Annotated in this window: 18 protein-coding genes; 7 read left to right on the top strand and 11 right to left on the bottom strand. The window is 70.4% G+C overall.

The window, feature by feature from the left end; genetic code table 11:
- The first annotated feature begins 6 nt into the window (after positions 1 to 6).
- Positions 7 to 540: an amino-acid N-acetyltransferase gene (locus tag ACFVJQ_RS29170; protein ID WP_129799482.1), complete on the top strand. Its 534-nt coding sequence runs from the start codon at positions 7 to 9 to the stop codon at positions 538 to 540.
- A 246-nt stretch (positions 541 to 786) separates the two neighbouring features.
- Positions 787 to 1,122 (top strand): Lsr2 family protein, encoded by a 336-nt coding sequence (locus ACFVJQ_RS29165; RefSeq protein ID WP_129799481.1) that lies wholly within the window; start codon positions 787 to 789, stop codon positions 1,120 to 1,122.
- On the opposite strand, the gene ACFVJQ_RS29160 is transcribed toward ACFVJQ_RS29165, so the two are convergent.
- Positions 1,101 to 1,784, bottom strand: coding sequence for an SCO3374 family protein (locus ACFVJQ_RS29160; RefSeq protein WP_385788419.1), 684 nt, complete (start codon positions 1,782 to 1,784; stop codon positions 1,101 to 1,103). The two genes, ACFVJQ_RS29165 and ACFVJQ_RS29160, sit on opposite strands and share 22 nt — an antisense overlap.
- A 430-nt stretch (positions 1,785 to 2,214) precedes the next feature.
- Between ACFVJQ_RS29160 and ACFVJQ_RS29155 the strand changes: the two genes are divergently transcribed.
- Positions 2,215 to 4,740: an ATP-dependent Clp protease ATP-binding subunit gene (locus ACFVJQ_RS29155; protein ID WP_129799478.1), complete on the top strand. Its 2,526-nt coding sequence runs from the start codon at positions 2,215 to 2,217 to the stop codon at positions 4,738 to 4,740.
- Between the two features lie 85 nt (positions 4,741 to 4,825).
- On the opposite strand, the gene ACFVJQ_RS29150 is transcribed toward ACFVJQ_RS29155, so the two are convergent.
- Together ACFVJQ_RS29150 and ACFVJQ_RS29145 are read right to left on the bottom strand one after the other, a co-directional pair.
- Positions 4,826 to 5,455 (bottom strand): HAD family acid phosphatase, encoded by a 630-nt coding sequence (locus tag ACFVJQ_RS29150; RefSeq protein ID WP_385788416.1) that lies wholly within the window; start codon positions 5,453 to 5,455, stop codon positions 4,826 to 4,828.
- A gap of 116 nt (positions 5,456 to 5,571) precedes the next feature.
- Positions 5,572 to 8,673, bottom strand: coding sequence for an NACHT domain-containing protein (locus ACFVJQ_RS29145; protein WP_385788413.1), 3,102 nt, complete (start codon positions 8,671 to 8,673; stop codon positions 5,572 to 5,574).
- 374 nt (positions 8,674 to 9,047) lie between these two features.
- Between ACFVJQ_RS29145 and ACFVJQ_RS29140 the strand changes: the two genes are divergently transcribed.
- Positions 9,048 to 9,776, top strand: coding sequence for a M23 family metallopeptidase (locus ACFVJQ_RS29140; protein WP_385788410.1), 729 nt, complete (start codon positions 9,048 to 9,050; stop codon positions 9,774 to 9,776).
- Here ACFVJQ_RS29140 and ACFVJQ_RS29135 read toward each other — a convergent pair.
- On the bottom strand, positions 9,773 to 10,363 hold the full coding sequence (locus ACFVJQ_RS29135) for a TetR/AcrR family transcriptional regulator (RefSeq protein ID WP_385513204.1): 591 nt from the start codon (positions 10,361 to 10,363) through the stop codon (positions 9,773 to 9,775). The genes ACFVJQ_RS29140 and ACFVJQ_RS29135 overlap by 4 nt on opposite strands.
- 115 nt (positions 10,364 to 10,478) lie before the next feature.
- Here ACFVJQ_RS29135 and ACFVJQ_RS29130 point away from each other — a divergent pair, with 115 nt between their 5' ends.
- Entirely contained in the window at positions 10,479 to 12,047 is a 1,569-nt protein-coding gene (locus ACFVJQ_RS29130) for an MDR family MFS transporter (RefSeq protein ID WP_385788407.1), read from the top strand.
- Between the two features lie 19 nt (positions 12,048 to 12,066).
- On the opposite strand, the gene cseC is transcribed toward ACFVJQ_RS29130, so the two are convergent.
- The 5 genes from cseC to ACFVJQ_RS29105 all read right to left on the bottom strand — a co-directional run bounded on the left by cseC (position 12,067) and on the right by ACFVJQ_RS29105 (position 16,641).
- Positions 12,067 to 13,416: a two-component system sensor histidine kinase CseC gene (cseC, locus tag ACFVJQ_RS29125; protein WP_385513202.1), complete on the bottom strand. Its 1,350-nt coding sequence runs from the start codon at positions 13,414 to 13,416 to the stop codon at positions 12,067 to 12,069.
- A 13-nt stretch (positions 13,417 to 13,429) separates the two neighbouring features.
- Complete coding sequence (gene cseB, locus ACFVJQ_RS29120) at positions 13,430 to 14,140, bottom strand: two-component system response regulator CseB (RefSeq protein WP_224737722.1); 711 nt, start codon at positions 14,138 to 14,140, stop codon at positions 13,430 to 13,432.
- A gap of 53 nt (positions 14,141 to 14,193) precedes the next feature.
- The gene (locus ACFVJQ_RS29115) at positions 14,194 to 14,865 is read right to left on the bottom strand and encodes a hypothetical protein (protein WP_385513201.1); all 672 of its coding nucleotides are present in this window, start codon (positions 14,863 to 14,865) and stop codon (positions 14,194 to 14,196) included.
- Positions 14,866 to 14,900: 35 nt separating this feature from the next.
- Positions 14,901 to 15,449, bottom strand: a complete 549-nt coding sequence (locus ACFVJQ_RS29110; protein WP_224737713.1) for a SigE family RNA polymerase sigma factor — start codon at positions 15,447 to 15,449, stop codon at positions 14,901 to 14,903.
- Between the two features lie 256 nt (positions 15,450 to 15,705).
- Complete coding sequence (locus ACFVJQ_RS29105; RefSeq protein WP_385513200.1) at positions 15,706 to 16,641, bottom strand: A/G-specific adenine glycosylase; 936 nt, start codon at positions 16,639 to 16,641, stop codon at positions 15,706 to 15,708.
- A 377-nt stretch (positions 16,642 to 17,018) separates the two neighbouring features.
- Between ACFVJQ_RS29105 and ACFVJQ_RS29100 the strand changes: the two genes are divergently transcribed.
- Positions 17,019 to 17,849, top strand: a complete 831-nt coding sequence (locus ACFVJQ_RS29100; protein ID WP_385788402.1) for a hypothetical protein — start codon at positions 17,019 to 17,021, stop codon at positions 17,847 to 17,849.
- A gap of 132 nt (positions 17,850 to 17,981) precedes the next feature.
- On the opposite strand, the gene disA is transcribed toward ACFVJQ_RS29100, so the two are convergent.
- Together disA and radA are read right to left on the bottom strand one after the other, a co-directional pair.
- The gene (disA, locus tag ACFVJQ_RS29095; RefSeq protein WP_129799466.1) at positions 17,982 to 19,106 is read right to left on the bottom strand and encodes a DNA integrity scanning diadenylate cyclase DisA; all 1,125 of its coding nucleotides are present in this window, start codon (positions 19,104 to 19,106) and stop codon (positions 17,982 to 17,984) included.
- An 80-nt stretch (positions 19,107 to 19,186) separates the two neighbouring features.
- Entirely contained in the window at positions 19,187 to 20,596 is a 1,410-nt protein-coding gene (gene radA, locus ACFVJQ_RS29090; protein WP_385513198.1) for a DNA repair protein RadA, read from the bottom strand.
- Between the two features lie 242 nt (positions 20,597 to 20,838).
- On the opposite strand from radA, the gene ACFVJQ_RS29085 reads away from it, so the two are divergent.
- Entirely contained in the window at positions 20,839 to 22,584 is a 1,746-nt protein-coding gene (locus ACFVJQ_RS29085) for a hypothetical protein (protein ID WP_385513197.1), read from the top strand.
- Positions 22,585 to 22,590 lie beyond the last annotated feature (6 nt).

The following is a 22,590-nucleotide window of genomic DNA, read 5'->3' as shown; positions in this document are numbered from 1 at the left end:
CCGCTCATGTCCGCAGAGAGTCCCGAAGTCACCGCTAAAGCCATCACCGTCCGGCGGGCCCGGACCAGCGATGTCCCGGCCGTCCGCCGACTGCTCGACGCGTACGTCCGCCTCGGCATCCTGCTCGACAAAGCCACGGTGACGCTTTACGAGGACATCCAGGAGTTCTGGGTCGCGGAACGTGACGACAACGCCGAGGTGGTCGGCTGCGGTGCACTGCACGTGATGTGGGAAGACCTCGCGGAAGTCCGCACGCTTGCCGTGAAGCCCGGCCTCAAGGGCGCCGGCGTCGGCCATCAGTTGCTGGAGAAGTTGCTCCAGACCGCACGCTGGCTGGGTGTTCGCCGCGTTTTCTGTCTGACCTTCGAAGTGGACTTCTTCGGCAGGCACGGCTTCGTGGAGATCGGTGAGACGCCGGTCGACACTGACGTCTACGCCGAGCTGCTCCGTTCCTATGACGAGGGCGTCGCCGAGTTCCTCGGACTCGAACGAGTGAAACCGAACACCTTGGGCAACAGCCGGATGCTTCTGCATCTGTGATCGCCGCGGGTATGCCGGTGGTATGCGAGGAGTATTCCGCCCGACCCGGCTGCCCAGGTTCCCTATGTCCGAAACGCGCATGTTTCCGGGTGGGGAGCTGCGATCGGTCTCTGCCGAGGGTTTGTGTTTTTCCGGCAAAAGCGGTTTGCTTTCCGACGTACTGCAGTAGTGCATATAACAGGGGACGGCGAAACGGGCGGACGCCGCAGACCCCCGGCCCTCACGTTATCGATGAAAGGAAATCCGGTGGCACAGAAGGTTCAGGTCCTTCTTGTCGACGACCTCGACGGCGGCGAGGCGGACGAGACGGTGACGTTCGCGCTGGACGGCAAGACGTACGAGATCGACCTCACGACCGCCAATGCGGACAAGCTTCGCGGCCTTCTCGACCCCTATGTGAAGGGCGGCCGGCGTACCGGTGGCCGTGCTTCCGGCGGGCGTGGAAAGGCGCGCGCCGCTGCCGGCGGCAGCCAGGACACCGCTGCGATCCGTGCGTGGGCGAAGGAGAACGGTTACGAGGTCAACGACCGTGGCCGTGTTCCGGCGTCCATTCGCGAGGCCTACGAGAAGGCGAACGGCTGAGCGCACGCGCGTCGCAGCCGGATCCGGTGGCAGTGAGTGGCCACCGTGTCCACCAGCCGTACGAGATCGGGGGCGCCCCCACCGCCCCCCATGGCCGACAGCGTCGGCAGCGAGGCCTCGACCTCGCACCCCGGCTCGGGGGGCCGCAGCCACACGGCGGCCCCCTGAAGAGAGCCGCCTGAGCGGCCCGGGGAAAGCGGCCGCCCTCCGGCCGGGCCGGTAGGCCCCGTCTCGGGCTCACCCGGCTCCAGTGGATCCAAGAGCGGACCCGAGCACGGATCCGCGAGTGCTGCGCCGCCCCCCGGGGGCCTCGGGGCGTCCATGACGCCGCCCGGGCCGATGGCCGTCAGGTCCAGGGACAGGGCGCCCCACTCCAGCCAGTCCAGCAGCCCCGGCAGCTCCTCAGTGCTGCCCGCGGCCACCAGCAGCCGCATCCGGTCGCCCCGCACGGCCACCGGGGAGCCGGGATCCAGATGCCGCAGCGCGGCGCAGCCCGCCTCGGCCGGCACGTCCAGGACGTCGAAGCGCAGGCCCACACGCAGGCGGACCGGAGTGCCGGGCACGGTCGCCCAGCCCAGTTCGTTCTCGTACCACCGCCGCACCCGGTCGCTCGAGTCGAGCGGTCGGCGTGGAAGGGGGACCATGGGCATAGCGCCAACCATGTCCAGCGCAACCGTCAAAAGGGCATGCAAGTTACGCTGAGTGTTTCAGCTAATGCGCAGAGTGCCGAAGGCGGGGGCGCGTGGGGGCGTGGGGTGGTGCAAGGTTGTTCGCCCGTAGCTGAGGGAACGGGCGCGCGCTGCATGGACTGTCAGTCCGAGCGGGTAAGACATCCCTAGTGGGAGGGGGCGACACGCAGGAAAGGACGTCTCACGTTCGCCATCGGCGTACTGATGGTGAGGGTAACTGCCTGGCCTGCGGGAACATCGTCTCGCACCATCGGGTTGGAGCAGATGTCGGCGTTCGGGGTCAGGAGGCCAAGGACGGTGTCGGCAGTTGGAATGAGCGGTCCCCGCTTGCGGGACTAAGCTGCGGAAGGACAGGGAGGGGAAGTTCCCCTTACTGCCTGACCGCTCTGAGGAGCGATTAACGATGTTCGAGAGGTTCACCGACCGCGCGCGGCGGGTTGTCGTCCTGGCTCAGGAAGAAGCCCGGATGCTCAACCACAACTACATCGGCACCGAGCACATCCTCCTGGGCCTGATCCACGAGGGTGAGGGTGTCGCCGCCAAGGCCCTTGAGAGCCTCGGGATTTCGCTCGAGGCGGTCCGCCAGCAGGTGGAGGAGATCATCGGCCAGGGCCAGCAGGCGCCCTCGGGCCACATTCCCTTCACCCCCCGTGCCAAGAAGGTCCTGGAGCTGTCGCTCCGCGAGGCCCTTCAGCTGGGCCACAACTACATCGGCACGGAGCACATCCTGCTCGGCCTGATCCGTGAGGGCGAGGGCGTCGCCGCCCAGGTCCTGGTCAAGCTGGGCGCAGATCTGAACCGCGTGCGGCAGCAGGTGATCCAGCTGCTCTCCGGTTACCAGGGCAAGGAGGCCGCCACCGCCGGTGGGCCTGCCGAGGGCACCCCCTCGACGTCCCTGGTCCTCGACCAGTTCGGCCGGAACCTCACCCAGGCCGCTCGTGAGTCCAAGCTCGACCCGGTCATCGGGCGCGAGAAGGAGATCGAGCGGGTCATGCAGGTGCTGTCCCGCCGTACGAAGAACAACCCGGTCCTGATCGGTGAGCCCGGCGTCGGCAAGACCGCCGTCGTGGAGGGCCTCGCCCAGGCCATCGTCAAGGGCGAGGTGCCCGAGACCCTCAAGGACAAGCACCTCTACACCCTGGACCTCGGCGCCCTGGTCGCCGGCTCCCGCTACCGCGGTGACTTCGAGGAGCGCCTGAAGAAGGTGCTCAAGGAGATCCGCACCCGCGGCGACATCATCCTGTTCATCGACGAGCTGCACACGCTGGTCGGTGCGGGTGCCGCCGAGGGCGCCATCGACGCGGCCTCCATCCTGAAGCCGATGCTGGCCCGCGGTGAGCTGCAGACCATCGGTGCGACCACGCTGGACGAGTACCGCAAGCACTTGGAGAAGGACGCGGCCCTGGAGCGCCGCTTCCAGCCGATCCAGGTCGCCGAGCCGTCCCTGCCGCACACGATCGAGATCCTCAAGGGCCTGCGCGACCGGTACGAGGCGCACCACCGCGTCTCCATCACCGACGAGGCGCTGGTCCAGGCCGCCACCCTGGCCGACCGGTACATCTCGGACCGCTTCCTGCCGGACAAGGCGATCGACCTGATCGACGAGGCCGGTTCCCGGATGCGTATCCGCCGGATGACCGCTCCGCCGGACCTGCGCGAGTTCGACGAGAAGATCGCCGCCGTCCGCCGGGACAAGGAGTCCGCGATCGACTCGCAGGACTTCGAGAAGGCCGCCTCCCTGCGCGACAAGGAGAAGCAGCTCCTGGCCGCCAAGACCAAGCGGGAGAAGGAGTGGAAGGCCGGCGACATGGACGTCGTCGCCGAGGTCGACGGTGAGCTGATCGCCGAGGTCCTCGCCACGGCCACCGGCATCCCGGTCTTCAAGCTGACCGAGGAGGAGTCCAGCCGCCTGCTCCGCATGGAGGACGAGCTCCACAAGCGGGTCATCGGCCAGGACGACGCCGTCAAGGCGCTGTCGAAGGCGATCCGGCGTACGCGTGCGGGTCTGAAGGACCCGAAGCGTCCCGGTGGTTCGTTCATCTTCGCCGGCCCGTCCGGTGTCGGTAAGACCGAACTCTCCAAGGCGCTGGCCGAGTTCCTCTTCGGTGACGAGGACGCGCTGATCTCCCTCGACATGTCGGAGTTCAGCGAGAAGCACACGGTGTCGCGTCTCTTCGGTTCGCCCCCCGGTTACGTGGGCTACGAAGAGGGCGGTCAGCTGACCGAGAAGGTCCGCCGCAAGCCGTTCTCCGTCGTCCTCTTCGACGAGGTCGAGAAGGCCCACCCGGACATCTTCAACTCGCTGCTGCAGATCCTGGAGGACGGTCGTCTGACCGACTCCCAGGGCCGGGTCGTGGACTTCAAGAACACGGTCATCATCATGACGACCAACCTCGGCACCCGGGACATCTCCAAGGGCTTCAACCTGGGCTTCGCCGCCGCGGGTGACACGAAGACCAACTACGAGCGCATGAAGAACAAGGTCTCGGACGAGCTCAAGCAGCACTTCCGGCCCGAGTTCCTCAACCGCGTCGACGACGTGGTGGTCTTCCCGCAGCTGACCCAGTCCGACATCCTGCGGATCGTCGACCTGATGATCGGCAAGGTGGACGAGCGTCTGAAGGACCGGGACATGGGCATCGAGCTCTCCCAGTCCGCCAAGGAGCTGCTGTCCAAGAAGGGTTACGACCCCGTGTTGGGTGCGCGTCCGCTGCGTCGCACCATCCAGCGCGAGATCGAGGACTCGCTGTCGGAGAAGATCCTCTTCGGCGAGCTGCGCCCCGGTCACATCGTGGTCGTGGACACCGAGGGCGAGGGCGAGACCAAGACCTTCACCTTCCGCGGTGAGGAGAAGTCGGCCCTGCCGGACGTCCCGCCGATCGAGCAGGCGGCCGGCGGAGCGGGTCCGAACCTGAGCAAGGAGGCCTAGCCGCTGCGCTCGGCCTGAACCGAAGATCGAAGAAGGGGCTGCCCCGGGACACGCGTCCCGGGGCAGCCCCTTCTCTGTTGCTGGGTCAGGACAACTGCCCGTCGTAGTCCGGCAGCTTGTACGTCTTCTCGGCGTGGCCGCCCGACAGGTCGGTGGTGTTGTTGCCGATGTTGGCGATGATCGTGTAGCCCTTGGACTCGATGTTGACGCGCTGGGCGGTCTTGTAGGCGGCGACGTCCTTGAAGAGGTCGAGGAAGCCGCGCACGTAGAGGCCGTCGACCTCGTAGCCGACCTTCTCCAGGTTGTACTCGGTGGGCGCGTAGATGATGCCCGGGCGGGCCGTGACGAAGAACAGGTCGACGCCGTGCTCCTGGGCGTACTCGGCGACCTCCAGGACCGGCTGGTTGGCCGGCTGCGGGTAGCTGAAGCCGAAGTCGGTCTCCAGGGTGGTGTTGTCGATGTCGAAGACGATCGCCTGCTTCTCGCCCGGCTTCGACTGGGCGATGCGCTGCTTCAGGTAGGGCAGTGCCTGGTCCATCACCGCCTGGCAGTCCTTCTGCCAGGTGTCGTAGTCCACGTCCGCCGCCGCGGCTGCGGCGGTGGTGGTGGTGCCGGTGCTGGTAGCGGCCTCGGCAGGGGCGGCGATGGCCACGAGGGCGGCTGCTGCGACGGCGGTTGCGGCGGTGCGGCTCGCCCAGGGGCGTCGTCTCGTCATGTGTGGGGGTCCCTTCACGTCCGTACGGTGCCAACGTGTCGTGAGCATGCTCGTCGGTGTGGATGGCGTGAGGGGAACCGTAGGGTTACTGGACGGTAGGTGAACAGAGGTGTGCGTCACACAACGCTGCGGATTTTCTTGAACACCGGTGTGACCGGGAGCGGTTCGAGGATGTGCTGCGGGATGCGGGCGACGTCCGGGGCGTGGACGACGGTGACCGCACGCAGGTTGGGGAACAGGGTCGGGATGTCCGAGAAGTCCTCGGTGCCCAGGACGTTGTTGAGGCGTAGGTCGGTGACGGTCGGCAGGGGTGGGCCCTGCCAGTCGACGTGCTGCCAGTTGATGCGCAGCTCCTCCAGTTCGGGGAGCCGGGCGATTTCCTCGTAGTCGCCGGGGGAGAGCCTGGTGGACAGCTTGGCGAGGCTCAGTTGCTTCAGCGAGCGGAAGCGGTGCAGGCCGCGCAGGCCGGTGTTCTCGAGTGCCGTTCTGGTGAACCGCAGATAGCGCAGTGGCAGGTCCGGGAGCGCCTCGTCGAGGGACTCGGCCTCCAGCACGATCCCGAGGTCGAGTTGGTCCAGGGTCGGCGATCCGGACAGCACGGACAGGTCGGGATGGAGCAGGAGGTCCAGCGACAGCCAGGACAGGGGCAGGCGGGCCAGCGGAGTCAGATCGTCCACGTAGAAACACCTGCTGAGATCCAGATAGGTGAGCCCATGCAGGGACGACAGGCAGGTCAGGTCTTCCAGCTCGTCGTTGTCGCGGATGTGAAGCTCTGCCGTCCTGTCGGGGTGGAGACCGGCGCTGATGTCGCGCGGCTTGATGCCGCCGACGAGCTGCACGGCACGCCTGCCGCCCAGTTCCCGCAGAAAACGCAGGTGTTCCACCGATCGCGCGGTGAAGAAGAGACCCTCCTCGGGCAGATGCGCGATGACCTCCTCGCCGTATTGCCGGGTCCCGAACCGATGCCATGTCCACGTGAGTTGGGCCCGTACGTCAAGGGCGGGATGGGAACGGAAGCGGGCCAGTACCGGCAGCGCGGCCTCCGTCCCGATGAGGGACGCCGTGACGACGACCGCCCGTGCCTCCTCCTCGCCGAGCCCCTCCGGACCCGGCAGCAGCTCCAGCGCGAGCGGCCCGACCGATGCCAACGCGCGGGCCTCTTCGGTCGTCCGGGGCGGGATCAACGCCGCTGCCTTCCGCTCGACCTCCTCCCGCACCCGGGGATCGAGCTCCGTCGCATGCTCCAGTGAGGCCAGCGCGAGAAGCCGTACCCGCGCACTCGCCGCCCCCTCAGCCTGGTCCGCCGCCGCAGTCAAGTCCCGTAGCAGCTCCGCCCGTTCCCGCGGCCGCGCATGCGCCACCGCCATCCGGACCACGTCCGCCCACTGCTCGTCCGCCGCCCCGCGCACCAGCAGCCCGAAGTCCCCGTCCTCCACGGCGGCCTTCGCGCCCAGGTAGTCCTGGAAGGTGCGGTGCACGAACTCCACGGTGCCGGGGGCGGGTTCGCGCAGCAGGCCGCTGCGGACGAGCAGGTACCGCAGGATCCGGCCGGCGTCGCCCTGCGCGGCGGCGGCCGGGAGGGAAGGCAGGACGTCGGCGATGATACGTTCCGCCCGCTCGGCATCCATCTCCGACTGGTTGTTGCGGATCAGCCAGTGGGCGAGGCGCTGAAGGAGCTGGATCTGGGGGAGTTCGGTGAGCTGGATGCCGTCGTGGCCGTACATGTCCCGCTCCTCGTCCCGCCGCGCCAGCAGCATCGACAGGGCAGCGTCGTACAGCTCCTGCCTCCCGTGCGGCAGATAGCCCCGCCGGTCGCGGTGCAGCGCGCAGATCAGGCCGCACATCAGGGGGTTGGTGGCGAGGCGGCCGAGGTCGGGCTTGGTGCGCAGGGCGTCGAGGAGGGAGCGCTCGTAGTCGTCGAGGCGTTCGGGGTCAGGGGCGTCGGCCCGTGCCGCCGTGTGCCAGCGGGAGACGAACGCGGCCACGTCGTTCTGGCTCATGGGGGTGAGCATCAGCTCCGTGAAGCCGTCGGCCGCGAGCCAGTCCTCCCGTACGGCGGAGGGGCGGGAGGTGACCAGCCACTGGTTGCCGGGATAGACGTCCAGCAGGTCGCGCAGCCAGCGGCGGGTGCGCTCCCGCTCACGTTCGGGGATCTCGTCGATGCCGTCGATCAGGAGCAGGGCGCGGCGGGCGGTGAGCACGCGGTCCACCCAGCCGTCGGGCTGGTTCGCGTGGAACGGGACGCGTACGGCAGCCAGGAAGGCGTCTGGGGCGGGCAGCCCCTCGGGGCGGCGGACCAGGGTGCGCAGGGGCAGGACGAAGGGGATGCGGTCGCCGCGCTCGCCTCGGGCCGCGGTCACCGCGAGCCACTGCACCAGCGTGGTCTTGCCGGAGCCGGCCACTCCGCGCAGCAGCACCCGGTCGTGCTCGGCGAAGGCCTGTTCGGCGGGCAGTGCGGTGGCGGCGGAGGCGACGCCGAGGCCGTCGGAATCCGTACCGTCCCCGGTCGGATGCAGTGCCTGCAGGCTCAGATAGGCCGCGTCCAGGGGCCAGCGATCGGGGGAGTTGACCAGGTCGATGCCGTAGATGGTGAGGTGGCCGTGCCTGGTCGTGACGTACGACACGTAGCGCTGCTCGAAGGCCGGGTCGGTGCCGCCGGGCGGCGGGGTCCGGGCGATCAGCTCGTCGACCCTGGCCAGCAGCTCGCTCTGCCGCCGGGTCTGTTCGACCAGCGTGCGCGGGACAAAGGTCGAGCGCTGGGTGAAGAAGTGCAGGATGTGCAGACAGGCGGTGGTGAGCGCCCGGAAGTAGAACAGGGCCGCGTCGAGGGACAGGTCCCGGTCCGGCTTGCCGCTCGCCGCGCGCAGACGGGCGGCCAGGGCCTCATGGCCGAGCTCCACGGCCTGTACGTCGGTCATGTCCAGGTCGCCGAGGGCGTACAGCGTATCGGCCAGGGCGTGGACGACGGCCTGCTCCTCGTCGGCGGGCAGAGGGCGCTCCCCGGTGCCACGCAGTCCCCGGCGCACCAGCTCCGCGGCCAGTCCGGTCACGTCCTCGCGGCCGAGCCGCCGCTTCTCGCCCCTGAAGGTGACGTACGACGAGATCCGCACCGGCCGGTCCACCAGCCCGGCGCCCGGACCCTCGGTCACGAACAGCTTCTTCACGAGCGGTGCGACCACCCCGGACGCCAGCCTCATGCCGATGACCGTCGGTTCCACCCGGCCTCCCCCTGAGCCCCGTTGGCAGGAAACAGCAGCGTAGCCCCCGTCACATTCAGGGGTCCTTCGATCTTGCCCATCGGTGACATGCCGCACAGGCGATTTGTCCGTTACTACCTGGAATAGTGGAAAGGCCGATTTGGACAAAATGGACTTTTATCTCGGAATTCCGCGGCAGGACTGCCGTTATGGGCGGATTCATCCCTGATGAGGGCTCTGTCAAGACTCGGGAAGTTATGGGGTGGAGTACTAGCTTCCGTCGTAGGTCACACCTTTTGGGATGACCGGGTCGGGGGGTTACCAAGGGATGGCCCATTCGGCGGACGTCCGTGTGCCGGGTGGCTTTTCTCTGTCCCCGTCCCATGAGGTTTCGCATGTTCACGCGTGTCACGTCCCGTTCTTCCCGTACGCCGCAGTTCCGCACTCGCGCGGCCGTGCTGGCCGCCGGTCTCGGCGCCTCGGTCGTGCTGGGGGCCGGGGTCGCGGCCGCCGCCAACACCGTCGCGGCCACCACCACCGCAACCGCCGCCACCTCCGGCGTTGCGAGCGCCGTCGAGGCGCAGGCCGCGGCTCAGGCGAAGGCAGCGGCCAAGGTGGCCGCCGCGAACGCCAAGGCGAAGGCGGCCAAGGCGGCCGCCGCGAACACCCAGAAGACCGCGCCGCAGGCCGCCGCGAAGAAGGCCGCGTCCTGGACCAGCCCGGTCAGGAGCTACCGGCTCAGCGCCAGCTACGCGCAGGCCGGCGGCATGTGGCAGTCCACCCACAGCGGGCAGGACTTCGCCGTCCCGACCGGCACCAACGTCGTCGCCGCGCACGGCGGCACCGTGGTCAAGGCCGGCGGCAACGGCGCCGGTGACGGCCCCGCGTACGGCAACGCCGTCGTCATCAAGCACGGCAACGGGACGTTCTCCCAGTACGCCCACCTGTCCCGCGTCGACGTGAGGGTCGGCCAGGTCGTCGCCACCGGTCAGCACATCGCCCTGTCCGGCAACACCGGCAACTCCAGCGGTCCGCACCTGCACTTCGAGATCCGTACGACCGCCAACTACGGCACGGCCATCAACCCGGTCGCCTTCCTGCGCGGCAAGGGCGTGACCCTCTAAGACGACTGGGCGGCGCCTCTGTGCGCCTGGGTCACCATGTCGACGGCGACCTCGAGGATGGCCTTGTGCTTGTCCTCGGGGTCGCCTTCCGGTTCCTGCATCACGAAGACCATGCCGGCGTGCAGCGTGAAGATGGCGCTCACGCAGCGGACCTGGTCGGCCAGGAGGGCGTCCCGGTCGATGATGATCTCGCGCAGGCCCCGCATGCGCTCCTTGAACAGGTCGCCGATGCGCAGTTCCCGTACGGTCGCCTGGTTTTCGTGCATGAAGCGGAACAACGGTGCGGCGTCGGAGAGCAGTTGGCTGTAGCGCCGTACGATCTCCTGCTTCGTCTCCAGGGTGTGCGGCTGGTGCCCGCCCCACTCGACCAGTTCGTCGATCGGCTGCATCAGGTCGTCGAAGATGCCGACCAGGATCTCTTCCTTGGTCTTGAAGTGGTAGTACAGCGCTGCCTTGGTGACCTCCAGGCGCTCGGCGATCTCGCGCAGGGACGTCTTCTCGTAGCCCTGCCCGGCGAAGAGCTCCAGCGCCACGTCCTGGATGCGCTGGCGCGTGTTGCCGCGCCGCTGCTGCTTGGTGCCGCCCATCGTGCCGCCCGTCCTCGTGCTCCTGGTAAGACAAAAACTTACTTGACGCCCGGCTAGTTTGCGAGCTACGTTCCGTGGCAGAACTAGCCGCGGCGGCAAGTAAGTTGGGGGAGCGGTGGCGGACATATCTGCCGACAGCACGGACACGGGGAAGCAGCCCAGGAGCGTGCGGGTCGTCCTGCTCGCCCTGATGATCGCGATGATGCTCGCGATGCTCGACAACATGATCGTGGGCACCGCGATGCCGACGATCGTCGGCGAACTGGGCGGTCTGGAACACCTGTCGTGGGTGGTGACCGCGTACACCCTGGCGACCGCCGCCTCCACCCCGCTCTGGGGGAAGCTCGGCGACATGTACGGGCGCAAGGGCTCGTTCATGACCTCGATCGTGATCTTCCTGATCGGCTCCGCGCTCAGCGGCATGGCCCAGGACATGGGTCAGCTGATCGCCTTCCGTGCCGTGCAGGGACTGGGCGCCGGTGGACTGATGGTCGGCGTGATGGCGATCATCGGCGATCTGGTGCCGCCGCGGGAGCGCGGCAAGTACCAGGGCATCATGGCCAGCGCCATGGCGCTGGCCATGATCGGCGGTCCGCTGGTCGGCGGCACCATCACCGACCACTGGGGCTGGCGCTGGACGTTCTACATCAACCTGCCGCTCGGCGCCGTCGCGCTGCTCGCCATCAGCGCCGTACTGCACCTGCCGAAGAAGCGGTCCGAGGCCCGGATCGACTACCTGGGCGCCGCGCTGCTGACCGTCGGCATCACCGCGATCGTGCTCGTCACCACCTGGGGCGGTACGGAGTACGCCTGGACCTCCGTGCAGATCATGGAGCTGATCGGCATCGGCGTCGCCGCGCTCGTCGGGTTCGTGTTCTGGCAGACCCGGGCCGCCGAACCGGTTGTGCCGCTGCACATCTTCCGCAGCCGCAACTTCACGCTGATGTCCGTCATCGGCTTCATCACCGGCTTCGTGATGTTCGGCGCAACCCTCTTCCTGCCGCTGTACCAGCAGTCGGTGCAGGGCGCGTCCGCGACCAACTCCGGGCTGCTGCTCCTGCCGATGCTCGGTGCGATGCTCGTCACGTCGATGGTCGCCGGGCGGGTGACCACCAACACCGGCCGCTACAAGGTCTTCCCGGTCGCTGGCGGTGTGCTGCTGGTCGCCGGGCTGTACCTGCTGTCCCTGATGGACACCGGGACCTCGCGGCCGACCTCCGGCGTGTACATGGCCGTCCTCGGTCTGGGCATGGGCTGCCTGATGCAGATCACCATGCTGGTCGCCCAGAACAGCGTCGAGATGAAGGACATGGGCGTCGCGTCCTCCTCCACCACCCTCTTCCGCACCCTCGGCTCCTCCTTCGGCGTCGCCATCATGGGCGCGCTGTTCAACCACCGCGTCCAGGACATCATGTCCGAGCGGGCCGGCGCGCTGGGCTCCAAGGTGACCGAACAGTCCGCCCAACTGGACGCCGCGAGCCTGGCCGAGCTGCCGGCCGCGGCCCGGGAGGCCTACCAGCACGCGGTGTCCGCGGGGACCCACGGGGCGTTCCTCCTGGGCGCCGGGGTGGCTGTGGTCGCGCTGGTGGCGGCGGTGTTCGTCAAGGAGGTGCCGCTGAAGGGGGCGGGGCCGAAGGCGGACGACGGTGCTCCCGCGCAGCCGCCGGTGACCGAGGCCGTCTGAGGTTCGCCTGACGTCCGTCCTACTGGTCGGGCAGCATCGGATAGCTGCCCGTGTCCGTCGGCGCGTGCTCCGGCAGCCACAGCACGGCGACCGCGCCCTCCGCCGGGATGTGCGCCGCCGCGCCGGGCGGGCGGACGTTGCGGAAGGTCAGGCGGGCGCCCAGCACCCGGGCCTGGCCGGCCGCGATGGTCAGGCCGAGGCCGTGGCCGCGACCGGCGCGGTCCTTGCTGCCGGTGCGGAAGCGGCTCGGGCCCTCCGCGAGCAGGTCCTCGGGGAAGCCGGGCCCATGGTCGCGGACGCGGATGACCCGGCCCTCGACGGTGACCTCGATCGGCGGTCTGCCGTGCCGGGCGGCGTTGGCGAGCAGGTTGAAGAGCACGCGCTCCAGCCGCCGCGGGTCGGTCGTCACCTCCGACTCGTGCACGACGAGCACCTCGATGTCCGGATCCTTCGCCGCCACCCGCCGGGCGACGAACTCACCCAGCATGATGTCCTGCAGCTCGGCCCGCTCGGAGGCCCCGTCGAGGCGGGCCACCTCCAGGACGTCCTCGACCAGGGTGCGCATCGCCTTGGCCCGGTCCAGTACCAGCTCGGTCGGGCGGCCCGGTGGCAGCAGCTCGGCCGCCGTCAGCAGCCCGGTCACCGGGGTGCGCAGCTCGTGCGCGATGTCGGCGGTGACCCGGCGCTCCGCCTCCAGACGCTGCTGGAGGGCGTCCGCCATCGCGTCGACGGCCCGCGCCAGGTCGTCGGTCTCGTCCCGGACGACCCCGCCGATCGCCTCCCGCACCCGGACGTCCGGCTCGCCCTTGGCGACCTGGTTCGCCGCGGCCGCCGCCTTGCGCAGCCGGCCCGACAACTGGCCGCCGATGAGCACGCCGAGCGCGCTGCCGCCGAGGACGGCCGCTATGGAGCCGATGACGAGGGCCTGGTCGAGGTCCTTGAGGATGTCCGTGCTGCGGTCGGTGAACCCCGTGTGCAGCGACATCACATGCCCGTCCTTGAGCGGCACCGCGGCCCAGATGTCCGGCCCGCCGCCCGGCCGGTCGGCCACGTAGGTCGCCCGCCGCCCCGCCTCGGCCTTCGCCCGCAACTCGGGCGGCAGGCGCGGGTCGTCGATCTTGATGCTGGGGAAGTTGGGGCGGCCGGACAGCTCGTAGTTGCGCTGGGCGATCCGGAGGCGCTCGTCCGCGAGGTCACGCGCGTTGTCCAGCATCGAGACCCGGGCGGCGTTGTGCACGACCAGGCTGAGCGCGATCGCGACCAGCGCGCCGACCAGCGCGATGGCCGCACTGAGCTTCCACCTCAGTCCCGTACGGATGTCCGCGCGCTCCAGCTGTTCCGGAACGAGGCGTCGAAAGATCCCCCGCATACCCCTGCCCTGCTCAGGCCTTCAACTTGTAGCCGAAGCCGCGGACCGTCTCGATCCGGTCCTGACCGATCTTCGTACGCAGCCGCTGCACATGGACGTCGACGACCCGGGTGTCCCCGCCCCAGCCGTAGTCCCACACGCGCTCCAGCAGCTTGTCCCGCGACAGCACGGTGCCCGGCGCGGAGGAGAACTCCAGCAGCAGCCGCATCTCGGTCGGGGTGAGCGCCACCGGGCGGCCGGCCCGGCGGACCTCCATTCCCTCGGTGTCGACCTCCAGGTCGCCGAAGGTGAGCACGCCGCCGTCCGCCGCGGCGCCGGCCTCCTCCGCCCGGCCGGCGCGGGCGCCGCCGGCGTGGCCGAAGCGGCGCAGCACGGCACGGATCCGGGCGACCAGGACGGCACCGTCGAACGGCTTGGTCACGTAGTCGTCGGCGCCCGCCTCCAGGCCCAGCACCACGTCGATGGAGTCGGCCCGCGCCGACAGCATGATCACCGGGACGGTCGACTCGTCACGGATCCGACGGCACAGGCTGACGCCGTCCAGGCCGGGCACCATGACGTCCAGCAGGGCGATGTCGGGGCGGTTCGCGCGGAACGCCTCCAGGCCCGACAGCCCGTCGGGCATGGCGGTGACCGCGAAGCCGTCCCGCTCCAGGGCGAGCTGGGTGGCCTCGCGGATGACGTCGTCGTCCTCGACGAACAGAACGTGGGTCTGGTCTGCCATCCCGCTGCTCTCTGTCCTCATGTGCTTGTCGTGCGTGGGAGTCCGGCCGGGGTTCAGTTGCTCTCGGGCGCCGGGGTGGCCGCGCCACCGACCACCGAGCTGTAGTCGTTGTGCGTCCGGTACTCCTCGGTGAAGCGGCCCGAGGCCCAGCGGTACGTGATCACGTTCTCGCCGGACGGGCTCGACACCGGGTCGCCCTTCTCGTACACCTGCTTGGTCACGATCAGGTCACCGCGGTCTATTTCGGCATAGACCGGAGGTTCCTCGGACTGGAAGACATTCTGGTACGTACCGCCCTGCTCGCGATACACATACGAGCCGATGCCGACGACATCGCTGCAGGTCACGACATTGATGACGACATCGTCGACCGGCCCTGACGTCAGATCGCCGTACGACAGGTCGACCGGGTACTCGTCGCTGGCGCACGGCTTCAGAGAGCGTTTGACCGTCGTCGAGACCTCCGGGTCGGCCATGAGGAGCTTGACCGCCGCGGGACGGGTGAGGGACTTGGCGGGCGGTACCGCGGAGGCCGGGGCCGCCGACGAGGCTGCGGTGCCGGCGACCGCGTCGGAGTGGGCCGGGCCCTCGTCCCGGGCGCCGGTGCCGCCGGTACCGCAGGCGGAGACCGACAGGGCGAGGGCGACGAACACGACCACCGCCGTACTCGCCGCCTGCCAGGTGCTCCGGGCCGGGGCGGGCGGCCCCGCAGGGGGGCGTGCCATGCCCCGCGTCTCCGGCTCCGGCCGCCGGACAGACCCTAGGCCGCGCAACGCTCCCGCTCCTCACGCTCCAGCGCGCGTGCGTCCAGATCGCGGGACTCCAGCTCCTCGCGGAGCCGGGCGAGCGCCCGGTGCAGCGTGCTCTTGACCGTTCCGGCCGACATGCCGAGGGCGGCGGCCGTCTCCTCCGTGGACATCTGCTCCCAGTGTCGCAGCACGACCACACTGCGCTGCTTCGGGGCGAGCACCTTCATGACGTCCATCAGCAGGGCGCGGTCCGCGTGCTGCTCGGTGGAGTCGTCCACGCAGGCGTCCGGGAGCTGCTCGGTGGGCACCTCCTCCAGCTTGCGGGCCCGCCACCACTCGGTCCGCGTGTTGATCATCACCCGGCGCAGATAGGCGTCCGCGAGCCGCTTGTCGGCTATGCCGTCCCAGCGGCCGTACGTCCGGGCCAGCGCCGTCTGGAGCAGGTCCTGGGCGTCGACCGGATCCGGGACCAGCCGGCGGGCGCTGCGAAGGAGCGCGTCCTGCCGGGTGCGGACGTACTCCTCGAACTCGAGCACCTCGCCCACCTCGCGCTGCGCCATGATCAACCGCCTCCATCCCCGTTACTTCTGTAGCCGTGCCACCCCGTCGGGCACGGAAAAGAAGCTACGGAGGCGTTGTCACGGCGCTGTCCGAAGCAGCCTGCGGTAAACGCTCGGCTGTCCGTCGGTTGTGTAACGGAAGTAGGGAGGGATTAAAGACGCAGATCAGATGGGGCGGGTATGGGGCGATTTGGCACTTGGACGGAGCTGTGAACGACCGCAGATGTGTGACAGGAGTCTGTGACGCGGCTGTACGTCAGCTCAGCGGCAGCCGGTACAGGCCGCCCGGCAGCGGCTCCACCAGACCGTCCGCGACCAAGCCGTCCAGCGCCCGGGCCCGCTGCACCGGCTCGTGCCACACCCGGTCGAGCACCGCCTGCGGCACGGGCGCGTGCGCCTCGCGCAGAACGGCGAGCAGCTTGCCGCGTACCTGACGGTCGGTGCCGGCGTACGTCTGTCCCCGGCGCGGCGGACCCTCGTGCTCCGGCTTCCCGGCCAGCCGCCAGGCGCACTGTGCGGCGATCGGGCAGCTGTGGCAGCTCTCGTTCTTGGCCGTGCACACCAGCGCGCCCAGCTCCATGGAGGCCGCGGCCCAGCGGGCGGCGGTCCGCTCGTCCTCGGGCAGCAGCGCCCGGGCGAGCCGGCGCTCGGCGGCGGTGGTGGCGTTCGGCGGGTACTGCACACCGTTGACCGCGCGGGCCAGGACCCGGCGGACGTTGGTGTCGAGCACGGCATGCCGCTGCCCGTACGCGAACGACGCCACGGCTGCCGCCGTGTACTCGCCGATGCCGGGCAGCGCCAGCAGCTGGCCGTGGTCGGTCGGTACGTCCCCGCCGTGCCGCTCCGTTATGGCGACGGCAGCGCCGTGCAGCCGCAGGGCGCGGCGCGGGTAGCCGAGCCGACCCCAGGCGCGGACGGCCTCGCCGGGGGCCTCCTCGGCGAGGTCGGCGGGGCGGGGCCAGCGGGCCAGCCAGTGCTCGTAGACGGGCAGGACGCGGTTCACCGGCGTCTGCTGGAGCATGAACTCGCTGACCATCACGCCCCAGGCGCCGGCCTCCGGGCGCCGCCAGGGCAGGTCGCGCGCATGCTCGTCGAACCAGGCGATGACGGGGGAGTGCAGCTCGGCTCCGAGCGGCGGACCGGGGACGGCGTCGGCGGGGCGGGTGTGCGGTGGCTTCGTGGGCGCAGTCATGGCACTTCTGATCCTGCCACGTCGAAGGTCGCGGACGTGGGTAGCGCGGAGTGGGGCGGGTCGGGGCGCGGTGTCGGCTGCGCCGACCGGATGCCGTGGCCAATGGTGCAAGGGCTGCGGTCGCGAACGGCCCCGTCTCCGTCCGCCGCTCCGTCAAGTTCCGGGCGCCGTCGGGGTGTTGTCGTCGTACCCGGTGCTCGCGGTCACGGACCGTAGGCGACGTGGGAAGGTTCGTCACTCCCTGCGTCGTCCGGTGCTCGACTCGATGACCAGCAGCGGCGCGTCGGCGGCATTCCGGGATGATGATCCGGAAAAGTTGTGGCTCCTGGCGGCGGGTGGGGCAAGCTGACGCACCGATCTCTCGTACAGTTTGCGCCGTGGGATCTCTGCGCAATCCGGTCGGGCCGCTTCCCTCCTCCATCTACTGGCGACGGAGGGTCGTCCTGCTGTCTGTGATCGCCCTGTTGGCGCTGCTGATCGCCTGGGTCTTCACATCGGGCGGAGGAGGCAGCAAGAACGGCGCCGACGGGTCCGACGGCAAGAATCCCGCGCCCACGATCACGCCGGGGCCGTCCAGCTCCGGACCCGCGATCAGTCAGGCGCCCGGCGGACGCGACGAGTCGGACGACGGGGACGCCAACGGGGGCGGCTCGGGAGACAGTGCCGGGGCGGGGGACTCCGGCGGGGCCGACGGCTCGGGTGACGGTGGCAGCGGCAGTGCGGGCAGCAGCGGCGGTGGCTCGGGTGGCGCTGTGTCAGGGGCCGACGTCGGTGCGGGGGATGCCCTGCCGGCCGGGTCCCCCTTGTCCAACTGCACGCCGAGCGCGGTGTCGTTGACGCTGCGCAGCGTGCGTAACTCCTACTCACCGGACGAGCGTCCGGTCTTCCGGCTGACTGCGCAGAACTCCTCCGGCAGTGACTGCAAGGTCGATCTCGGGCCGAAGAGCGCGGTGCTGACGATCACTCAGGCGGGGAGCGACGACGCGTACTGGTCGTCGGACGACTGTCCCAAGGGGGCCGGCAGCCTGCTGTACCGGGTGCCCGCGGGCAGCAGTATCACGTACAGCGTGGAGTGGGATCGCAAGCCGAGCGCCCCCGAGTGCGGGACGCCTCCGGCGGGGACGGCCGGGGCGGGGACGTATCTGGTGGAGGCCGCGGCGCCGGGGTTCGGGAAGGCGCGGACTTCGTTCGTGCTGGATGCCGACTAGAGAGAGGTGACTGTGGGCAGTCGTTCCGCAGGGCGATAGAGGTCCCCCGCTCGAGCGAAGCCGAGAGTGGGGGAGGGTGGGCACAGCCACAGAGGCGGGGCGCCTCCGCGAGCAACGGCACCTTGCCGGAGGCTAGACGTACCGTTCCAGGATCGACGACTCCGCCAGGCGTGACAGCCCCTCCCGGACGCTGCGCGCACGGGCCTCGCCCACGCCCTCGACCGTCTGGAGGTCGTCCACGCTGGCGGCGAGGAGTTTCTGCAGGCCGCCGAAGTACTCCACCAGCCGGTCGATGATGGCGCCCGGGAGGCGCGGCACCTTGGCGAGGAGGCGGAAGCCGCGCGGGGACACCGCGGAGTCGAGGGCCTCGGGGGAGCCCGTGTAGCCCAACGCTCGGGCCACCGTGGGCAGTTCGAGCAGCTCGGCGTGGGTGAGGGCGTCCAGTTCGGCCAGCGCCTCCTCGACCGTGCGGGAGCGCTTGGCGGTGGGCTCGGGAACGTAGTCCCGGACGACCAGTTCACGCTCGGGTTCGACGCCGGCGATCAACTCGTCCAGCTGGAGGGCGAGGAGACGCCCGTCGGTGCCCAGTTCGACCACGTATTCGGCGATTTCGGTGGCGATGCGGCGTACCATCTCCAGCCGCTGCGCGACGGCGGAGACGTCCCGGACCGTCACCAGGTCCTCGATCTCCAGCGCCGACAGCGTGCCCGCGACCTCGTCCAGGCGGAGCTTGTAGCGCTCCAGGGTCGCCAGGGCCTGGTTGGCGCGGGACAGGATCGCCGCCGAGTCCTCCAGGACGCGGCGCTGGCCGTCGACGTACAGCGCGATCAGCCGCATGGACTGGGAGACCGAGACCACAGGGAATCCGACCTGCTTGCTGACCCGGTCCGCGGTGCGGTGGCGAGTGCCCGTCTCCTCGGTCGGGATCGTGGGATCCGGAACGAGTTGGACACCCGCACGCAGGATCTTCGACAGGTCGGAGGAGAGCACGATGCCGCCGTCCAGCTTGCACAGCTCACGCAGCCGGGTCGCCGTGAACTCGACATCCAGCACGAAACCGCCCGTGCACATGGCCTCGACGGTCTTGTCGGAGCCGAGCACGATCAGCCCGCCGGTGTTGCCGCGCAGGACCCGCTCGAGCCCGTCGCGCAGGGCCGTGCCCGGAGCCACGGCGCTCAGCGAGGCGCGCATCAGGCCATCGGAACCGGCACTCCCACCGGATTTTCCGGGAGCTGCTGCCCGGTCGTTGGCTGCCACTGCACTCCTCCGGTCGCAGGTTCTGGGGCGCTCCCGCATGCGCACTCGGTTCGTACGGACGGGCGAGACCAGGGCAAAGTCTACCGGCGGTCCTCCGCGTCCCGGGGGGCCTCTCGGCGACGGGAGCGGGGGAGGACCCTCAGGGCGTCCCCTATGTCCGCGACTTCCAGGACCTTCATGCCCGCAGGGACCTTGCCCGGATCGCCCGGCACGAGCGCATGGGTGAAACCCAGGCGGTGCGCCTCCGCGAGCCGGCGCTGCACGCCGGTGACCCGTCTGACCTCGCCCGCGAGGCCGACCTCGCCGATCGCCACGAGGTTCTTCGGCAGCGGGGTGTCACTGGCCGCCGACGCCAGCGCGAGGGCGACGGCGAGGTCGGCGGCCGGTTCGGACAGCTTCACTCCGCCGACCGTTGCGGAGTAGATGTCCCGTTTGCCCAGGGCGCTGATGCGGCCGCGCTGTTCCAGGACCGCCAGCATCATCGAGACGCGAGAGGTCTCCAGGCCGGATGTCGTGCGGCGTGGGGAGGGGATCTGCGAGTCGACCGTGAGTGCCTGGACCTCGGCGACCAGGGGGCGGCGGCCCTCCAGGGTGACGGTCAGGCAGGTGCCGGGGACCGGCTCGGCCCGGCGGGTCAGGAACAGGCCGCTGGGGTCGGCGAGTCCGGTGATTCCCTCGTCGTGCAGCTCGAAGCAGCCGACCTCGTCCGTCGTCCCGTAGCGGTTCTTGACGCCGCGTACGAGGCGCAGACGCGCGTGCCGGTCGCCCTCGAAGTGCAGGACGACGTCGACGAGGTGCTCCAGCAGGCGCGGGCCCGCGATCGCGCCGTCCTTGGTGACATGGCCCACAAGGAGCGTGGACATGCCCCGCTCCTTGGAAGCGCGGATCAGGGCGCCGGCCACCTCGCGGACCTGGGCCATGCCGCCCGGCGCGCCGTCGATCTCCGGGGAGGCGACCGTCTGTACCGAGTCGAGGATGAGCAGTGACGGCTTCACCGCGTCCAAGTGGCCCAGCACGGCAGCCAGATCGGTCTCGGCGGCGAGATAGAGGTGGTCGTCGATGGCGCCGATCCGGTCGGCGCGCAGCCGGACCTGGCTCGCCGACTCCTCGCCGGTCACATAGAGGGTGCGGTGTTCGTCACTCGCCGACTTGGCCGCCACGTCCAGTAGCAGGGTCGACTTGCCGACGCCGGGCTCGCCCGCGACGAGCACCACCGCGCCGGGCACGAGCCCGCCGCCGAGCACGCGGTCCAGCTCGGGGACGCCGGTCGGGCGGGCGGTGGCCTGGCGGCCGTCGACCTGGCCGATGGGCAGGGCGGAGGTGGTGACGCGGCCGGGTGTGGTGGTGCGTACGGCGGGCGTGCCGTATTCCTCGACCGTGCCCCAGGCCTGGCATTCGGGGCAGCGGCCGAGCCACTTGGCCGTCTGCCAGCCGCATTCGGTGCAGCGGTAGGACGGGCGGTCCTTCGTGGTCTTCGTACGGGCAGCCATGGACGAAACCGTAACCGGCCCCACTGACAACGCGGGCACGCTGCAGGCCATCGGTTCGCGGGCCACCGTGCCGTGGGGCCGCGAACGGGGCCGCGAACCCGGTACGAACCGGTATCGACACGCCCGAACCGGTCACGGAATCACCGGTTCCTGTCCCCTTATGAGGGATCGTTTCACCCGTACGAATTAAATGTGCTCAAGGTGGCGGAAGGTGCCACCCCCCGCCGCCTACGGTCGGCCGGGTGATGAGCAGCAGCCCGGACACCTCGACCCGCACGACCGGCGCACACCGGGCGCGCCACGAGGCACGCGACCGTGCTGCGGCGCGCACGCTGGCGCACCACCCGCCCGCGCGCTACGAGCCGTATCTGGACGGTCTGTTCACCTACTGCCTCTCCGTGCTGTGCGACCACGACGCCGCGACCGCCGCCCTGGGCGAGGTCCTCGCGCTCGCCGAACGCCGCGGCCAGCGTGCCCCGGACGCCGCCGGGGACCGCCGGGCGTGGCTGTACGCGCTGGCCCGCTGGGCGTGCCTGCGCAAGCTGGCCGAGATCAAGCAGAAACGTCAGGCCACGCACGCGGCGGGCCACCATGGCACCGAACGGCAGCGCGGCAGACGGCCCACCACCCCGCACGTCTCCGAGGAGGCCCAGGAGCAGCGCCGGCGCGAACTCGCTCAGCTGGCCTGGCCGGAGGCCGCCGGCACCACCCCTGAGCAGCGCGAGGCGCTCGAACTGGCCGTACGCCACCACCTGGCCGCCCATGAGGTCGCCGCCGTCCTCGGCATGGACCTCGCCGCCGCCCGTGAGCTGCTCGCCTCCGCCGCCTGCGAGGTCGAACGCACCCGCGCCGCCCTCGCGGTCGTCGAGACCGGCGGCTGTCCGAGCGTCGCCCGCCTCACCGGCGACAACCAGCTCGTGCTCAGCGCCGCGGTCCGCCGTGAGCTCGTCCGGCACGTCGACGACTGCCCCCGCTGCCGGCGCACCGCCGAGCGCGCCGTCCCCGGCCGCTGGCCCGGCGCCAGCGTCACCCCCGCCGCCCTGCCCGTGCTGGAGGCGCCCCGCGCGGCACTGCACCACGCCATGGCGCATCACCCGCGCGCGCGGGGCACCGCCGCGCCCCGCTTCGACCGGCGCGGCTTCCCCATGGACCCCAAGGACCGCGCCGCCCGAAGGGACCGCCTACGCGCGCGTGCCGTCACCACGACCGTCGTCGCCACCGTCGTGGCGGCCCCCGTACTGGCCCTCTGGTCCGCCTACCGGGCCTCGCCGGTCACCGGCGAGGGCGGAGAGGGCAGCACCGCCACCGCCAGCCGCGACGACGACCCCGGCAGCCTCGACGGCGAGGCGGCGCGCGGCGGCTACGAGAACACGGGAAACGCCGACGCGCACCCTGGTGGCCGCTTCTCGAACGGCGACCAACCCGACGTCTCCGTGGAGGTCGTCAGCGTCGCCGGAGCGGGCCGCAAGGGTGCGGGGGCACTGGCGGTGACCGCCGACAACAGCGGCGACACCACACTGATCACTCTGACCGCCTCCGGCCATGCCCCGGTGCGCTGGTCCGCGACCACGGGCGCCTCCTGGCTCTATCTGAGCCGATCTGCAGGAACGCTCCGCCCAGGCGAAACGTTGACGATCAAGGTGTACGTCGACCAGCTGCGCGAGCCGTCCGGGTACTGGAGCGCACGGGTAGCGATCGCACCAGCCGGCGCGGTTGTCACGATCCAGGGCTACGGCCCCGCCCCGACCCCGTCCGCCCCGGGCCCGGTGCCCAGCATCCCCGGAACCCCCAGCGCCCCACCGACGTCCCCGCCCGATCCGGACCCGACGCCCACGACCCCGCCGCCCACCGAGCCCACGCCCAGCGACCCACCGACGACCCCGCCACCCGACCCCGAACCCACCCCCAGCGACTCCACCCCGTCCACCCCGGGGGACTCGACGCCCCCGCCCAGCGACAGCGGGGACCCGAGCCCTTCGACGTCGTGAGGACCG

The organism is Streptomyces sp. NPDC127197 (genome assembly GCF_042672405.1).
Classification (GTDB): domain Bacteria; phylum Actinomycetota; class Actinomycetes; order Streptomycetales; family Streptomycetaceae; genus Streptomyces; species Streptomyces flavusporus.
This window is presented reverse-complemented; position numbering and strand designations above follow the sequence as displayed.

Excerpts from the sequence above, each read along its gene's own strand:
- ACFVJQ_RS29170 (WP_129799482.1), top strand. The coding sequence starts at position 7 with ATGTCCGCAGAGAGTCCCGAAGTCACCGCTAAAGCCATCACCGTCCGG.
- ACFVJQ_RS29160 (WP_385788419.1), bottom strand. The coding sequence starts at position 1,784 with ATGGTTGGCGCTATGCCCATGGTCCCCCTTCCACGCCGACCGCTCGAC.
- ACFVJQ_RS29155 (WP_129799478.1), top strand. The coding sequence starts at position 2,215 with ATGTTCGAGAGGTTCACCGACCGCGCGCGGCGGGTTGTCGTCCTGGCT.
- ACFVJQ_RS29150 (WP_385788416.1), bottom strand. The coding sequence starts at position 5,455 with ATGACGAGACGACGCCCCTGGGCGAGCCGCACCGCCGCAACCGCCGTC.
- ACFVJQ_RS29140 (WP_385788410.1), top strand. The coding sequence starts at position 9,048 with ATGTTCACGCGTGTCACGTCCCGTTCTTCCCGTACGCCGCAGTTCCGC.
- ACFVJQ_RS29135 (WP_385513204.1), bottom strand. The coding sequence starts at position 10,363 with ATGGGCGGCACCAAGCAGCAGCGGCGCGGCAACACGCGCCAGCGCATC.
- cseC (WP_385513202.1), bottom strand. The coding sequence starts at position 13,416 with ATGCGGGGGATCTTTCGACGCCTCGTTCCGGAACAGCTGGAGCGCGCG.
- cseB (WP_224737722.1), bottom strand. The coding sequence starts at position 14,140 with ATGGCAGACCAGACCCACGTTCTGTTCGTCGAGGACGACGACGTCATC.
- ACFVJQ_RS29115 (WP_385513201.1), bottom strand. The coding sequence starts at position 14,865 with ATGGCACGCCCCCCTGCGGGGCCGCCCGCCCCGGCCCGGAGCACCTGG.
- ACFVJQ_RS29110 (WP_224737713.1), bottom strand. The coding sequence starts at position 15,449 with ATGGCGCAGCGCGAGGTGGGCGAGGTGCTCGAGTTCGAGGAGTACGTC.
- ACFVJQ_RS29105 (WP_385513200.1), bottom strand. The coding sequence starts at position 16,641 with ATGACTGCGCCCACGAAGCCACCGCACACCCGCCCCGCCGACGCCGTC.
- radA (WP_385513198.1), bottom strand. The coding sequence starts at position 20,596 with ATGGCTGCCCGTACGAAGACCACGAAGGACCGCCCGTCCTACCGCTGC.